Consider the following 15,657-nt stretch of genomic DNA (forward strand, 5'->3'; position numbering starts at 1 on the left):
TTGAGCGGCGAATCCCTGCACGGTCGGGAACGCGACAAACACGGCAAAACATGGAACGGCGCCCCGGGATGCCGGGCCGCTCGTGTCGCTTTTGTCGCGCTGCAACGAAACGTAGCAAGACTCGTGACAGGTCCGCGGGCGCGCGAGCCGGGCAGGCGGCTCAGTCCGCGCGGGGCTGCGCGGCGTCCTGGCCCGGCACCTGCACGGGCGTGTCCAAGGTCTCGCGCACGTAGAGCTGGGCCACGGCCACCGCCAGTACCACCGTCAGCGGCGCGGCCAGGACCAGCCCCAGCGGACCGAGCACCAGCCCCAGGGCCACCACCGAGAACAGCACCAGCGCCGGCGGCAGCTCCAGCATCCGCCGCGCCACCAGCGGCGTGATGACGTTGCTTTCGAGCTGCTGCACCACCACGTACACCGCCAGCGCGTACAGCCCCAACTCGGGGCCGAGCGTCAGGGCCAGCAGCAGCCCCGGCAGCGCCGCCGCGATCGGGCCCACGTAGGGCACGAACTCCGCCAGCCCGGCCAGCAGGCCCAGCGCCAGCGGCGCCGGCATCCCGATCAGCCACAGCCCCAGCCCGGTGAGCAACCCCACGGCCACCATGACGGCCAGCTGCCCTACGAGCCACAGCCGCAGCGCCTGCCCGCTGCTGTCGATCACGGCATCCACCTGCGTGCGCGCCGCGCGCGGGAACAGCTTGAGCAGGCCGCGCCGGTACAGGCCCGGATTGCCCGCCAGGTACACGCCGCCGAAGGCCACCAGCAGCAGGCCCACCAGTGCGCCGGACGTGGCGGCCGTGGCATGCGAGAGCTGGGTCAGCAGCGGGCCCAGGTTCGGGCCGGCCTCCTTCATGCCGGCCAGCAGCATCGCCCCGAGCTGGCTGCGCTCGATCACCTGGCGCAGCGCCTCCCAGGCGCGGGGCAGCTGGTCGATGAGCTGCGTGGCCTGGGACGCCACCTCCGCCCCGAACAGCCACAGCACCGCGCCCAGCAGCGCCAGCACCAGCAGCACCGCCAGGCCCAACGCCACGCCGTCCGGTACGCCCAGGCGGCGGGCGATCGGCTCGGCCAGCGCCCGCAGCAGGATCGCCGCCAGCACCGAGGCGAAGCCCAGCAGCAGCACGTCCAGCACCCGCCACAGGAACAGCGCCAGCACCACGAGCGCCAGCAGCACCAGCACGCGCAGCGTGAAGTCGCGCAGGGACGGCGGGCGTTCGGACATCGCAGTGGTACGGCGGGCGGCCGTGACAGTGGCGGTGCGCCGCGCTCAGCAAGATTGCGGCCCGCAACCAGCCGTGCCACAAGATCGCGGTGCCCGTGCGGGCAGCGATGGCCTGCCTATTTCGGCGAGTTCGGCCGGTGCTCCAGGCGCGCCTTGCGGCGGAAGGCCTTGGCGACGATGCGGTGTCCCACCATGTCGCGCCGGATCTGGACGCGGCCCGACTCGACGATGAGCAGCGCCTGCACCCCGTACCGGGCGGCCACCATCTTCAGGGCATGCAGCGCCAGGCTGGCGTCGTCGGCGCGCGGCGCCGGGGACTTGAAGAGGGACAGCGGGCCGGGCGGCCGCAATCCGTTCACCTGCTCCAGGATCTCGACCTCCGTCTCGTCCTTGCCATGGGCCTCGACGGTGCCGACGGCCACATAGTCCGGCGGCGGCTCCTGATCGAGGATCTGGACCTCGGACACGGGCAGGGAGGAGAAGGTGCTGGGCTCGTAGGATGAAAACCGGCCCTCCGAGACGTCCGCGCGGGTCGCGAACGCGAGCGTTGCGAGCGCCACGGTCAGCGCGGTATGCCGGGTGAGCTGGCTGATCATGCGAAACGAAGAAGGATGCAAGCCGGGAAGGCTGCGCGCACCGGTGGTCCAAGGGAGTGCATTCATCGGCAGAACGGCGCGGCAGTTGAGCCCGGCCCGCAACGGGCTTCAGGGGTGCCGCCAAGTCACCCACGGCTCATCCGCCGTGGTGTGGTGTCGCCGCCAGCGGGTCCGCATGGTCGAATCCCGCGCATGTGGCAAGCCGACACGCTGATGAAAGTGGCGCTGGCACTGCTGGTGCTGGTGGTGCTGCTGGGCATCGTCATCTGGTCCATCAAGCGCCACCGCGACCCGGAGCTGTCCCTCGACTGCAACCAGCCGCTGGACCGGGTGCTGCCCTCGGTGAGCGGCCTCACGCATGCCTCGCTGCTCGGGGGCAACGCGGTGGAGTTGCTGGAGAACGGCACCTTCTTCGAGGCGCTGTTCGAGGAGATCGCCGCGGCGCGCTGCTCGCTGCACTTCGAAACCTTCCTGTGGAAGGAAGGCCGCCTGGGCGCGAGGCTGGCCGCGGCGCTGGCCGGGCGCGCCCGGGCCGGCGTGCAGGTGCGCGTGCTGCTGGACGCGCGCGGCTGCAACAAGATGGGCGAGGCCGCCTCGCGCCTGATGACCGAGGCCGGGTGCAGGCTGGTGCGCTATCACGCGCCGCGGCTGCGCAACCTGGGCATGCTCAACCGGCGCGACCACCGCAAGGTATGCGTGGCCGACGGGCGCGTGGCGCTGGTGGGGGGCCACTGCATCGTCGATCACTGGCTCTACGAAGGCATGAAGGGCCGTCCGCCGTTCCACGACCTCGGCGTGCGCCTGCGCGGCCCCGGGGTGCACGCGGTGCAGTCGGCCTTCAGCGAGAACTGGGTGGCCGAGTGCGGCGAGCTGTTCGTGGGCGACGACGTGTTCCCGGCGCTGGAGCCCGCGGGGGACACCACGCTGCACATCGCCCGCGCCAAGCCCGAGCGCGCGGCGCCGGCGGTGAAAATCCTGCACCACCTGGTGCTGTGCGCGGCGCAGCGGCGGCTGTGGATCCAGAACCCCTATTTCCTGCCGCAGGACAAGGCCGTCAAGGCGCTGGCCGCGGCGGTGCGGCGCGACGTGGACGTGCGGGTGATGGTGCCCTCGGCCGACGCGTCGGACATGCCCATCGTGCAGCACGCCGCCCACCACAACTTCTCGCGCCTGCTGGCCGCGGGCGTGCGGGTGTTCGAGTACCCGAGCACGCTGCTGCACCAGAAGGTCATGACCATCGACGGCCTGTGGTGCGCCATCGGGTCGAGCAACTTCGACGACCGCTCCTTCGAGATCAACGACGAGATCACGCTGGGCGTGGCGGACACGGTGCTGGCGCGGCGGCTGGAAGCGATCTTCGAGCGCGACATGCGCGAATGCGCCGAGCTCGACTTGGCGTCTTGGCAGCGGCGCAGCGCCGGGCACAAGCTGCTGGACCGGGCGTGCTACCTCCTGAAAGAACAGCTTTGAACCGCGGAAAGCTGTTTTTTCCCACGGATAATCGAACTAATCAAAGGCACAATTCGGTTCATCAATTTTGCCGTCTTCCGTGCCGATGTCCGCTTCTCCCGACGCCACAAGCACTTACCAGCGCCGCCTGGGTCCGCATCACTTCGCGCACCTGCGCGCCGTGGCGGACGGGCTATCGATCCAGGCCTCGGCGCAGCGCTACCTGGGCGTGGAGCACGGCAACGCGGCGCTGGCGGCGCACCAGGCCGTGGTGCAGCGGCTGCGCTCCATCGCCCGGCGCGCGGGCGATCCGCGCTGGCGCCTGGTAGGGCTGGTGATCCGCGGCATCGAAGGCGACGAGCGCCCTGTCCTGGCCGACTGGGCCGCGGCCAACGGACTGGAGGGCTGGAGCGAGGCGGAATTGCAGGAGCTGTACCGCCAGGCCTTTCCCGCGGAGCGGCGCAGCGCGCGCAACCAGCGGCTGCGCCAGCGCCAGATCGAGGCGCTGCGGGCGCTGGAGCAACTGGCAGCGGAGGCGCCCAAGGCCTCGGACGCGATCGCGGCGTGGTTCGATCCACGCCTGGCGCAGCGGCTGCAATCCCACGGGCTGCTGCTGCTGCAGGACCTGCAGACCGTGGTGGCGCGTGGCGGCTGCTGGTGGCGCGACATCGGGGCCATCGGCGTCACCAAGGCGCGGCGCATCGAGGGCTACCTGCAGCAGCTGTTGCCCGGGGCTTCGGCCGTTTCGGAAGCGTTGCCTTCCCTGGTGTTGGCCGCGGGCGCGCTACAGGCCGTGCCCGGCGTGGATCGCCGCCCGCGCTTCGACCTGGTGGCGGCGCTGCCGTCGGGCCACAACCGCGCGGACTTCGCCGGCACCGCCATCACGGCCGACGACGACGAGCAGGCGATCGAGCAGTGGGTCGCGGCGCGGGCCGGCAGCCAGGCCACCGCCCGGGCGTACCGGCGCGAGGCGCAGCGCCTGCGGCTGTGGGCGGCGGTGGAGCGCGGCCGGTCGCTGTCCGCGCTCTCGGCCGAGGACTGCCTGGCCTACATGACCTTCCTGGAGCACGTGCCCGAGCGCTGGATCTCGCGCCGCCGCGCTGCGCCGCTGGGCGCGGGCTGGGCGCCGTTCGCCGGGCAGCTCACGCTCGCGAGCCGGCGCCAGGCCGTGTCGATCGTGGCCAGTTTCTTCGCCTGGCTGGTCAAGGGCGGCTACCTGGTGCACAACCCCTGGGACCTCGTGAACCGCCGCACCGGTGACGACATGAGCGTGCACGCGCTGGATTCGCGCGCCTTCGAGCCCGCGGTCTGGGCGGCGATGCTGGCCTGGATCGAATCACAACCGTTCTCACATTCGCGCGAGCGGATGCTGTTCCTGCTGCGTTTCACCGAGGCGACGGGGCTGCGGGCGAGCGAGTTGACGGCGGCGCGCCTGTCCGATTTGCGGCCCTTGGGCGGCCGCTGGGCGATGCAGGTGCAGGGCAAGGGCGCGAAGAAGCGCATCGCCGCGGTGCCCACGCAGGCGCTGCGCGCGCTGCAGGTCTACCTGGAGGCCCGTGGTCTGCCGCCGCTGGAGCGCGCCCCCGGTGACGCGCCGCTGGTGGCGAGCCTGACCGAGCCGGGGGTGGGCATCGGCTACCAGTCGCTGTACGAGACGGTTCGCGCGTGGCTGCGGCAGGCGCTGCGGTGGGCGGAGTTGAGCGACGCGCAGCGGCAGACCGCACGCAAGGCTTCGGTGCACTGGCTGCGCCACACCTGCGGGACGCGGGCACTGGAGCGCGGCGCGCCGTTGGAAGTCGTACAGGCGCAGCTGGGCCACGCCGATCCGCGCACCACCATGCGCTATGCCAAGGCGCAGCTGCAACGGCTGCAGGACGGGATGGAGAAGGCGTTCGGAGATTGAGACGGGAGGCTGCCGGCCAACTCATCGGTACTGCCCCACCGCGGCTCCGGCGGCTGCAACGCGCCACGACGGAGCTTGGAAACCTGGTTTCCACGGCTGGGCGCGGCGCCGCGGTGCCGTGGTGCCTGACGTTCCCCACGGCAGCCGGAGCAGGCAGATCGGCTGCCCCGTCGGCCTGTCCCGCACGGGGGCGTGCTGCTTCCCGTGGACTTCCCCAGGCAGGCGGAACGCTCGCCGTGGCGCGGATGGGTTTCCACTGACGAGCCAAACGAGTCACAAACGTTCTCACAGTTGGACTTGCGGAGGGCCTGCGGGCGGCTCGCCGCGTGGGCTGGCTGGGCCGGTGAAAGGCCGAAAACGCTTCCCACCGCCCTTGCCCGCCTTGCTTCCGGCCGGCGCCCGGTCTTCGGCCAACCGGAAACCTGGTTTCCACGCCAACCAGGTAGTTGCTCGCAGCGGGCGGGAGCCCGGGCAATCCCTTTTCATATAGAACTGGGGCCGGTCTGGATGCTTGCACCACGTGCCTGCTCATCCTGGCGGGGCTCCTTCCCTGTCCAGGAAACGTGGTGGTCTGCGAGGTCGAGTGGGCCATGTCACCTCGTCCTCGCGACATCTTTCCAAGGCGCGTCTGGAAACCAAGTTTCCAGGCGCGATGTGCCGCCGGAGGAAGACTGGATGGTGCATTCGCGTGCTGCGTCCAGCGTGTCAAAGCCTCGGAAGCACTAGCCAGGGTCGAACCTGCCGTGCCTGCCGCTCCGGCATTCCCGTGAAGATGCGCAACGGTCAGAAGAACGGTCGCTGTCGCGGCCTCCCACGAGCCGAGCCAGTCCACCTTCGGCTGCGTCATTGCCGTGAAGGCGCACGGCCGTGCGGGAAAACCTACAGCGCCAAGCGCCGCGTGTTCCGTGGCGCAGGCCGTAGAAAAATTGCCGTCATCCCGGCGGAAGCCGGGATCCACGGTCGCCGCTACGTCGCCCTGGCTTGCGCAGGAGCGTACCGGCGCCGGCCGCGCCACGACCCCTGTGCGCATAGATCCCGGTTTTCGCCGGGATGACGACCTGCTGGGCTGGTGGCTGCGCCGCAATCGGCGAGGGGCACCGGTTTGAGGCTTTCCCCGGACAGCGCCACGCCTGCGTGGGGCTGTCAAAACCGGGAGCGCACTGCGTGGGCCGATGGGAGGCGCCGGCATGCCGGCACCTTCTAGCGGGTGATGGCGCCGCAACGCCACGACGAGCCGGGTGCGGCCGGCGACGCAGCAAGCGCCGCTATGGGGACTGCCGCTGGAAACCGGGTTTCCACTTCCCTCCTGCGCGCCGTGCGGCGCGCCCGCAGGACCCGCTCGCATCCGTGCGAACGGGCCCGCCGTGGAAACTAGGTTTCCGACTTGCGCAGCAGCTTCTGCAGCGCCTCGGACAGTTGCGCCAGGAGGGCCTCGTCGGCGACGTGCGCCTCCAGCGTCAGCACGGCGCGGCCGCGGTTGTCGCGCTTCCACACGCCGGCCAGGCGGCCGCCAACGTGGATCTTCTCGGGCGCGCTCTTCTCCGCGACCCGGCCCGCCAGGTGGGCCACGATCTGCCCGGGGCCCGGGCGCCGGCTCATCTGGCGGATGCGCTCGGCCCGGCGCAGCACCGCCTTGCGGTCGAGCTCCAGCGCCTGCGTGATTTCCTCGGCGTGCCGCGGCTGGATGTCCAGCGGCGTGGCGAAGGTGTCCACGATGGCCGAGGGCAGCTGCGCCACCAGCGTCGCCTTGCGCACCCAGGTGTGGCTCACGCCGACGGCCTCGGCCAGCCGGCGCTGCGACGGGAACAGGCCCGCGTCCAGCGCCGCCAGGTACGTGACCCCCTGCTCATAGGCGGAAGGGTCCTCGCGCTCGCGGTTCTCGCGGTCCATGGACAGGAACAGCTCCAGGTCCGGCATCTCGCCTTCCCAGACCACCGCCAGCACGGGCAGGCCGAGTTCCAGGCAGGCGCGGTGGCGACGATGGCCGAACACGATCTCGTAGCGCCCGGCCTCGGAAGCGCGGCGCACCAGGATCGGCTGCGTGTTGCCGCCGGCGAGCTCGATGCTCGACTTCAGCCGCGCGAAGGCCGCGGTGGTGAAGGCCGAGGCGTGGCGGTTGGCCCAGCGCGTGGCGTCCACCAGCTTCGGGTCGAGCTTGAGCGTGGGCAGCGAGCCGTCGAAGGATTTCAGCTTCTCGCGCAGCGTCTGCAGCTCGCCCTGCATGGCCAGCATCTCGCTGCGCGCGGCCAGCATCTGGCCCGGGGCCGTGCGCGGCAGCGGAGGCTTGGCGGTTTCGCTGTGGGCGGCACGGGCTTCGAGGGACGCGGCCAGATCCGCGGTGGTGGCGAGAAGGCGCTTGCCGATGCTGCTCATGTGGCGCTCCTGTGTTCGTGGTTCATGTCTTGAGGCTCAAGGGGTGGAAACCTGGTTTCCACGGCATCACGCGGCGGCGCCGGCATGGGCGCCCGCGCCCGTCGCCGCGCGGCTGCGCCAGGCTTCGATCACCGACTGCTCCACCAGCTCCACCACCCGGTCGTAGGCCTCGGAGGCGCGCTTGTAGGTCTTGGCCGCGCCCTCGTACTTCTGCACGTCGTACACCGTGCCGAACTCGGCCGCCTTGGACGAGGTCACGGTGGTCTTGGGCACCTCCACCGGCAGCAGGTACTCGCCGTAGGTGGCCTGGATCCACTGCCGCACGGCGGGCGCGGCCACGTCGGACTGGTCCACCCGTGACAGCAGCACGTGCAGGAAGTCGAAGGTCTTGCCCCGCTTGGAGGCCAGGTCCAGGTTGCTGCCCAGGTCGGCGAACAGGCTCCAGAACTGCGCGGAGGACGCGAAGTCCAGCGCCGAGGGCGGCACGGGAACCAGGATGCCGTCGGCGGCCATGAAGGCGTTGATGGTGACGTAGGACAGCGAGGGCGGCGTGTCGATGATGATCACGTCGTACTCCTCGCGCACGCCTTCGAGGCTGGCGTTGAGCACGTCCCAGAAGCGCGCCGTCGGGTCGGTCATCTGCATCGCCGGCAAGCTGAACTCGGCCTGGAACAGCAGCGGCGCCGCCGGTACCAGGTCGATGCCCGGCCAGTAGGTCGGCTGGATGGCATAGCGGATGTCGGTGGCCTCGCCGCGGCAGATCGGCACGATGGTCATGTCTTCCTCCACCTCCGTCTCCGGCAGGATGCCGAACAGCGTGGAAAAGGAGCCCTGCGGGTCCACGTCGATGGCGAGCACCCGGTGCCCGCGCATGCTCAGCCCCTGCGCCAGGATCATCGCGGTCGTGGTCTTGGACACCCCACCCTTGAAGTTGCCCACCGCGATGGTCAGGGCCTGTTGCCCCGCCGGGCGCATCGCCATGCGGCGGTACTCGCGCGTCCAGCGCCGCACCTCGTCCAGCGTGAACTCGCGCCGACCGCCCGTGGGCGTGAGCTGCCCGGCCGGCAGGTCGCCCTTGGTGATGCGGTAGGCCACGTGCGCTTTGTCCACGCCGCACAGCGCCGCCACCTGCGTGGCCGTGAAGTTGGGCGGCACCTTGCGCGCCTCGGGCGCCAGCAGCCGCCCGCGGATGCCTTCCACCATGTCCGAGGCTCGGGTGGCCAGGTTCGTGATGCGCGCCATGTCGATCGGCGGCCGGCTCACCGCCGCGGCCGCCGTGGAAACCTGGTTTCCAACCCCTGCCGTCTGTTCGTTCTTCATCTCTTCAATGAGTCAACGGAAATGCGGGCAGTTTATAGAAAACCGTTGACTCGCCAGCCTTTTTAGACGGGCACAGGGAGCATGTTCCCCTTTGGCGACAGCGCGGCGCGAGTGTGAGAGGCGTTGGGACTCGACTCAAACCCGTTTGCGCGTTGTGTGAGAGAGATTGTGATTTCGGCGCCGGACGTGGCGCCGGAACACGTTCACTTTGAACATTTCGCGGCTGCTGCGCCGCCGGAAAACCGCGCCCGGAGCCGCTTTGCGCACACCGAAGCGAGCGAAACCCAAGTCCACTCACAACGCAGACCAGAAAAGCTCACACCAAGCGCAGGTCGAACCCCATGTCCACTCACGATGGAGACCAAAAAAGCTCACATCGAATCCCAAACCCACTCACACATTTTCTAAAAACTCGTTTAGTGACAGTCACTTGCCGAGGCCTCAATGTATTTCAAGGCTTCAATCCGGTTTTCTCAATCAACTCAACAGCCCGTCGGCCGCCAAATGTGAGTTAAAGGGCTCACATCTGTGAGCGGCACGGCTCACAGCCGTGGCATGATGTTGAGATGACCAGCACGAATGCTCCCGACGGCGAAGACGCCGCTTCACCCACTGGCCGAAGCGGTGTAGCGCGCGAGCGGCGTTCGCGCGTGCCGGCGCGCCGCGATGACACGGTGGTGCAAAAGGCCAACGAGTCCATCGCGATCCGACCCAAGAAGGGGCGCCTGACCCTGCTGTCGCGCCGCATCTACAACGCGCTGCTCTATCACGCCCAGTTGCAGGGCGTGGAGGAGCGGCAATACAGCATCCCGCTGGCCACGCTCATCGGCGATGCGCACTTCAATTCGCGCAACGTCGCGCTGCTGAAGGAGCACATCCGGGAGATGCAGACCACGCTCATCGAGTGGAACTCGGTGGGTGCGGGCGAGCAGCGCTGGACCTCCTCGCAGCTGCTGGGCGCGGTGGAGATCGCCGAGCGCGGCCCGGGCTACCCGGTGATCATCAGCTGGAGCTATCCCGACCGCGTGCGCGAGCGGCTGCTCAAGCCCAGCCGCTACACCCGCATCCTGCTGGAGGTCGGCGCGCAGATGCGCTCCTATGCCGCGGCGGTGCTGTTCGAGCTCGGCATGCAGTACCTCACGTCCCCCTCGCGCCTGACCATGCGCGAGGACCTGCACTGGTGGGCCTCCGTGCTCACCGGCCGCAGTGACGTGGAGAAGGTGGACTACCGCTACTTCAAGCGCGACGTGCTGCGCCCGGCCCTGGCCGAGGTGGAAGCGCTACAGCAGGACTTCGTGCTGGAGCTCATCGAGCACAAGGAAGGCCGCCGCGTGGCCGAGCTGCAGTTCCGCGTGCTGCGGCGCAGCCCGCCGCCGCTGGAGGTCGCACAGGCGCGCAACACCTTCGACCTGGAGCTGGTGGAGCGGCTGCGCCAGCTTGGTCTCAAGGAAGAAGACGCCGAGTTGCTCTACACCCGCACCGACGAGGGGCTGCTGCGCGCCACCGTCGAGCACGTGGAGCAGCGGCTGCGCAACACCGCGCTGCCGCCGTTGACTTCATCCGCGGCCTACCTGCGTGACGCGCTCAAGAAGGGTTACGCCGGCGTGGTGCCGCCGCCGGTCGCGATCGCCGAGCCGCCACCCTCGGCGGTGCAGGCTTCGGTGCAGGGCATCCGCGAGGAATGGGAGCGCGCCCAGGCGCGCGACTGCGAAGCCCGCTACGCGGCGCTGCCCGCCGAGGAGCAGGAGCGGCTGCGCCAGGCCTTCCAGGAAGAGGCGCTGCCTGGGCTCATGGCGCCCATCGCGCGCGCCTGGGATCGCGACGGCCCGTCCAGCCGCATCGCCGGCCCGCTGTTCCTGCGCTGGCTGGTGCGGCGCTGGCTCCTGGCCGAGCCCACCGAGAAGGACCTGCTGGAGTTCGCCATCGCGCGCGGCATGCTGCAGCTCGGCTGAGACGCCGCGGGCAAGGCTCCGGCTCGAACAGCAAGCGCCATGGAAACCAAGTTTCCAGCGCCGGGTGGTTTCACGATGCCGCCGACAGCGGCCTCCGCGGGTATGACGCGGGGCCTCCGAGCCGGCCAAGCACTGGCATGACGGCATCGAAACCGGCCTCCCAGCCGGCTTTTTCATGCCTCGGCAACCTCCATTTGCACGGAGGTGAGCGGTTCCCGCCTTCGCAAGTTTCAGTAACAGTCAAGGGGCTAACACGAGGGTAGGGGAACCCCATGTACAGGTTCGAATGGTTCGAGCAGGTCAAGCTCGGGCAAGCGGCGCGCGTGGACGCGGCCACGGCCGCGCGCGTGAGCCCGGTGGTGTGGGGACTGGGCTTCACCAGCTTGCTCACCGACGTCTCCGCCGAGATGGTCAACAGCACGCTGCCGGTGTACCTGGTGCTGCATCTGCACCTGAGCCCGGCGCAGTACGGGCTCATCGACGGTATCTACAACGGCTTTGCCATCGCGCTGCTGAGCCTGCTCGCGGGCTGGCTCGCCGACCGCCACGCGCGGCAGAAGGAGCTGGCACTGGTGGGCTACGGCCTGTCCACGCTGTGCAAGCTGTTCCTGCTGGCCGCCAGCGGCTGGAGCGCGCTGCTGTGGATCGTGGGTCTGGACCGCGCCGGCAAGGGCCTGCGCAGCGCGCCGCGTGACGCGCTCATCTCGCTCAACACCCCGGCCAGCCAGTACGCCGGTGCCTTTGCCGTGCACCGCGCGCTGGACGCCTGCGGCTCGCTGCTGGGGCCGGTGGTGGCCTTCATCCTGCTGGCGCAGCTGCCCGGCGCCTTCGACGCGGTCTGGGTCACGAGCTTCGTGTTCGGGCTGCTGGGCCTGGCGGTGCTGTGGTGCTTCGTGCCGAGGCCGTCGCCGTCGCCGACGGCACCGGCCCGGGCGCCACAGGCCGCCGCGCCGGCCGGGGAGCGCTGGATCACGCGCCGCTTCCTGCTGCTCACCGGCTGCGGTGCGTTGCTGGCGGCGGCCACCATCAGCGACGGCTTCATCTATCTGCTGCTGCAGCAGCGCCACCCGGCGGCCACCGGCTACTTCCCGCTGTTCTACGTCGTCACGGCCGCGGCCTACATGCTGCTGTCCGTCCCGGCCGGCCGCGTGGCGGACCGCTTCGGGCGCGGGCGCATCTTCCTGGGTGGCTATGCCGTGCTCATCGGCCTGTACGCCGTGCTGATGGGCTCGGACGGCCTGGGCGTGGCGGCCGTCATCGGCTGCCTGTGCCTGCTGGGCCTGTTCAACGCCGGCACCGAGGGCGTGTTGATGGCGCTGGCCAGCGCCGAGGTGCCGGCCGCGCGCCGCACCACCGGCCTGGCGCTCATCGCCACCGCCGTCGGCATCGCGAAGCTGCTGTCCTCGGTGCTCTTCGGCGCGCTGTGGCAGCACTGGGGCACGGCCACCGCCGTGTCGGTGTTCATCGCGGCGCTGGGACTGGCGCTGCTGGCGGCCCACCAGGGGCTGCGGAGGATCGGAGCATGACCACCACCACCAACAAGCGCGTACTCGGCTTCTCCGCCCTTTGTGTCGCCGCCGTGGCGGCGCTGGGCGGCTACCTGTTCCATGCCGGCCAGCGCGTGGCGGCCACCGGCTCGGCGGCGCCGGCGCAGACGGCGCCCGCCGCCGCGCTGGCCACGACCGCCACCGGCCGCCTGTTCTTCCGCCATTCCGGCGTCGATGCGCACCACGGCCAGCTCGCCTGGCGCGACGCGGCGGGGCAGGGCGACGCGCACTTCGTGGAGCAGCTCTCCTGCGAGGTGGTGCATGCCTCGGGCGGACGCGGCCTGTGCCTCACGGCCAAGCGCGGCGTCGTCACCACCTACCGCGCCAAGGTCTTCGACGCTGCCACCTTCGCCGTGCGCGCCGAGATCCCGCTGCAGGGCATCCCGAGCCGCACCCGGCTGTCGCGCGACGGGCGCCTGGGTGCCTTCACCGTCTTCACCGCCGGCCACGGCTACGCCAACCTCGACTTCTCCACCCAGACGCTGCTCATCGACACCGCCGACGGCCGCGTGCTGGCCGACCTGGAGCAGTTCGCCGTCACCCGCGACGGCCAGCCCTTCAAGGCCCAGGACTTCAACTTCTGGGGCGTCACCTTCACGCCCGATGCGCGCGGCTTCTACGCCACGCTCTCCAGCGGCGGCCAGCACTACCTGGTGCGCGGCGACATCGCCTCGCGCAGCGCCAGCGTGATCCACGACAACGTCGAGTGCCCCTCGCTGTCGCCCGACGCGCAACGCGTGGCCTACAAGAAGCGCTTCATCGTGGACGGCCGCATCGTGTGGCAGTTCCACGTGCTGGACCTGCGCTCCGGCGTCGAGACACCGCTGGCCGAGAAACGCAACGTGGACGACCAGATCGAGTGGCTGGACGACGCCCACGTGCTCTACGCGCTGCCCGCGCCCGACGGCAGTGCCGCCACCGAGGTGTGGGCCACGCCGGTGGACGGCCGCGGTGAGCCGGTGCTCTACCTGCGCAACGCGTATTCGCCGGCGGTGGAGCGCGGCGTCGAAACCGCCGCCATTTCCGCCTCCACCGCCCGCACCACGCCCTGAAGATTGAACACAACGGCAGCCAAGGCTGCCGTTTCGTACAGCGGAGCTGGCGTTCCGCGGCAGTTCTTGCGCTTCCGCTTGTCGTGGCTGCTGGCGAGACTCCTGTTACTGAATTGACGGGAGACAAGCCATGGCGGCCAACACCAGCCCCACCACCACTCTTCACACCGAGACGCTGTACGTCGGCGCGCGCGACCTGGTGCGCCTCGTGCAGCGCCTGGGCCTGCCGGCCTGCATCGCCGGCGTGGCCGAGCGCATCGGGCGCGACTTCCTGCGCTGGGAGGCGTTCGAGAAGACGCCGCGCGTGGCCAGCCACTCGCGTGACGGCGTGATCGAGCTCATGCCCGTGGCCGATGCCGCGCGCTTCGCCTTCAAGTACGTCAACGGCCACCCGAAGAACACCCGCGAGGGCCTGCCCACCGTGATGGCCTTCGGCGTGCTGGCCGACGTGTCCACCGGCGCGCCGCGGCTGCTGAGCGAACTCACGTTCACCACCGCCATCCGCACCGCCGCCACTTCGGCGCTGGCCGCCCGCGCGCTGGCGCGGCCCGACAGCCGGCGCATGGCGCTCATCGGCAACGGCGCGCAGGCCGAGTTCCAGGCGCTGGCCTTCCGCGACCTGCTGGGCATCCGCGAGCTGCGCCTGTTCGACGTGGACCCCGCCGCCACCGCCAAGCTGGTGGCCAACCTGGAGGGTGAAGGCTTCGACATCACCGTCTGCGCCAGCACGGCCGAGGCGGTGAAGGGTGCCGATGTCGTCACCACCGCCACCGCCGACAAGACCAACGCCACGATCCTCACGCCGGACATGATCGAGCCCGGCATGCACCTCAACGCCGTGGGCGGCGACTGCCCCGGCAAGACGGAGCTGCACCGCGGCGTGCTGGAACGCGCCTCGGTGTTCGTGGAGTTCGAGCCGCAGACGCGCGTGGAGGGCGAGATCCAGCAGCTGCCGGCCGACTTCCCCGTCACCGAGCTGTGGCAGGTGCTGGCCGGCCGCCGGGCCGGGCGCCGCTCGGCCGGCGAGGTCACGCTCTTCGACTCGGTCGGCTTCGCGCTGGAGGACTACTCGGCGCTGTGCTTCGTGCACGACGCCGCGCTGGCCCAGGGCATCGGCCAGCGCATCGACCTGGTGCCGGCGCAGGAGGATCCGAAGGATTTGTTCGGGTTGCTGCGGCAGGAGAAGGTGAAGGCGGTTGTGGCCTGACAGCCGGCTCCGCCTCATCCGAGAGCGCGCCGACGGCGCGCTTTTTTTTCATGGCCGGCTTCACCGCCGGCCCACCCGCTCACCCGATCGCGCTCGCCGACTTCAGCGCCTGGCGCAGCATGAACTTCTGGATCTTGCCGGTGGAGGTCTTGGGCAGCTCGCCGAAGACGATGCGCTTGGGCGCCTTGAAGCGCGCCAGGTGGGCGCGGCAGAACTCGATGAGCTCCTCCTCCGTCACCGCGGAGCCCAACTTCAGCTCCACGAAGGCGCAGGGCACCTCGCCCCACTTCGGATCGGGTTGCGCCACCACCGCCGCCAGCATCACGTCCGGATGGCGGTGCAGCACGTCCTCCACCTCCAGCGAGCTGATGTTCTCGCCGCCGGAGATGATCACGTCCTTGCTGCGGTCGGTGATCTTCACGTAGCCGTCCGGGTGCAGCACCGCCAGGTCGCCGGTGCGGAACCACCCGCCCTCGAAGGCCTCCTGCGTGGCCGCCGGGTTCTTCAGGTAGCCCTTCATCACCGCGTTGCCGCGGAAGCACACCTCGCCCAGCGTCTGCCCGTCCGCGGGCACGGGCTGCATGGTGGCGGTGTCCAGCACCGTCACGGCCTGCTGCAGCGGATAGGGCACGCCCTGGCGCGCGTTGAGCCGCGCGCGCTCGGCCAGCGGCAGCGATTTCCACTCCTCCTGTTGCGCGCACAACGCCGCCGGGCCGTACACCTCGGTCAGGCCGTACACGTGCGTGATGGCGATGCCGATGCGCTCGCAACCCTCGATCACCGCCGCCGGCGGCGCCGCGCCGGCGATCAGGCCCTTGATCTCGTGCCTGATGCCCTCGCGCAGCGCCGCCGGGGCATGGATCAGCAGCCCGTACACGATGGGCGCGCCGCACATGTGCGTGACGTGGTGCTCGCGGATGAGCGGGTAGATCAGCGCCGGATCGACCTTGCGCAGGCACACGCTCGTGCCCGCCACCAGCGCCAGCGTCCACGGGAAGCACCAGCCGTTGCAGTGGAACATCGGCAGCGTCCACAG

Annotated in this window: 11 protein-coding genes; 6 read left to right on the forward strand and 5 right to left on the reverse strand. The window is 70.2% G+C overall.

The window, feature by feature from the left end:
* Positions 1–160: 160 nt before the first annotated feature.
* Positions 161–1,222 (reverse strand): AI-2E family transporter, encoded by a 1,062-nt coding sequence (locus tag Q0741_RS21720; RefSeq protein WP_298235275.1) that lies wholly within the window; start codon positions 1,220–1,222, stop codon positions 161–163.
* A gap of 116 nt (positions 1,223–1,338) precedes the next feature.
* The gene (locus Q0741_RS21725; protein ID WP_298235276.1) at positions 1,339–1,818 is read right to left on the reverse strand and encodes a hypothetical protein; all 480 of its coding nucleotides are present in this window, start codon (positions 1,816–1,818) and stop codon (positions 1,339–1,341) included.
* A 192-nt stretch (positions 1,819–2,010) separates the two neighbouring features.
* On the opposite strand from Q0741_RS21725, the gene Q0741_RS21730 reads away from it, so the two are divergent.
* The gene (locus Q0741_RS21730) at positions 2,011–3,288 is read left to right on the forward strand and encodes a phosphatidylserine/phosphatidylglycerophosphate/cardiolipin synthase family protein (protein WP_298235277.1); all 1,278 of its coding nucleotides are present in this window, start codon (positions 2,011–2,013) and stop codon (positions 3,286–3,288) included.
* 85 nt (positions 3,289–3,373) lie between these two features.
* Entirely contained in the window at positions 3,374–5,170 is a 1,797-nt protein-coding gene (locus Q0741_RS21735; RefSeq protein WP_298235278.1) for a tyrosine-type recombinase/integrase, read from the forward strand.
* Between the two features lie 1,371 nt (positions 5,171–6,541).
* Here the strand turns inward: Q0741_RS21735 and Q0741_RS21740 are convergent.
* Both Q0741_RS21740 and Q0741_RS21745 read right to left on the reverse strand, forming a co-directional pair.
* Positions 6,542–7,543 (reverse strand): ParB/RepB/Spo0J family partition protein, encoded by a 1,002-nt coding sequence (locus Q0741_RS21740; protein WP_298235279.1) that lies wholly within the window; start codon positions 7,541–7,543, stop codon positions 6,542–6,544.
* Positions 7,544–7,609: 66 nt separating this feature from the next.
* Positions 7,610–8,863: an AAA family ATPase gene (locus Q0741_RS21745; RefSeq protein WP_298235280.1), complete on the reverse strand. Its 1,254-nt coding sequence runs from the start codon at positions 8,861–8,863 to the stop codon at positions 7,610–7,612.
* A 566-nt stretch (positions 8,864–9,429) separates the two neighbouring features.
* On the opposite strand from Q0741_RS21745, the gene Q0741_RS21750 reads away from it, so the two are divergent.
* The 4 genes from Q0741_RS21750 to Q0741_RS21765 all read left to right on the forward strand — a co-directional run bounded on the left by Q0741_RS21750 (position 9,430) and on the right by Q0741_RS21765 (position 14,621).
* Positions 9,430–10,815, forward strand: coding sequence for a replication initiation protein (locus tag Q0741_RS21750; RefSeq protein ID WP_298235281.1), 1,386 nt, complete (start codon positions 9,430–9,432; stop codon positions 10,813–10,815).
* A 272-nt stretch (positions 10,816–11,087) separates the two neighbouring features.
* Entirely contained in the window at positions 11,088–12,341 is a 1,254-nt protein-coding gene (locus Q0741_RS21755) for an MFS transporter (protein WP_298235282.1), read from the forward strand.
* The gene (locus Q0741_RS21760; RefSeq protein WP_298235283.1) at positions 12,338–13,414 is read left to right on the forward strand and encodes a hypothetical protein; all 1,077 of its coding nucleotides are present in this window, start codon (positions 12,338–12,340) and stop codon (positions 13,412–13,414) included. The genes Q0741_RS21755 and Q0741_RS21760 overlap by 4 nt, the downstream gene beginning before the upstream one ends.
* A 130-nt stretch (positions 13,415–13,544) precedes the next feature.
* Positions 13,545–14,621: an ornithine cyclodeaminase gene (locus tag Q0741_RS21765; protein WP_298235284.1), complete on the forward strand. Its 1,077-nt coding sequence runs from the start codon at positions 13,545–13,547 to the stop codon at positions 14,619–14,621.
* Positions 14,622–14,700: 79 nt separating this feature from the next.
* Here Q0741_RS21765 and Q0741_RS21770 read toward each other — a convergent pair.
* The coding region (locus Q0741_RS21770; protein WP_298235285.1) for an AMP-binding protein at positions 14,701–15,657 on the reverse strand (957 nt) is incomplete at its 5' end.

The sequence above is a fragment of the uncultured Azohydromonas sp. genome (assembly GCF_937926365.1).
GTDB lineage: Bacteria > Pseudomonadota > Gammaproteobacteria > Burkholderiales > Burkholderiaceae_C > Azohydromonas.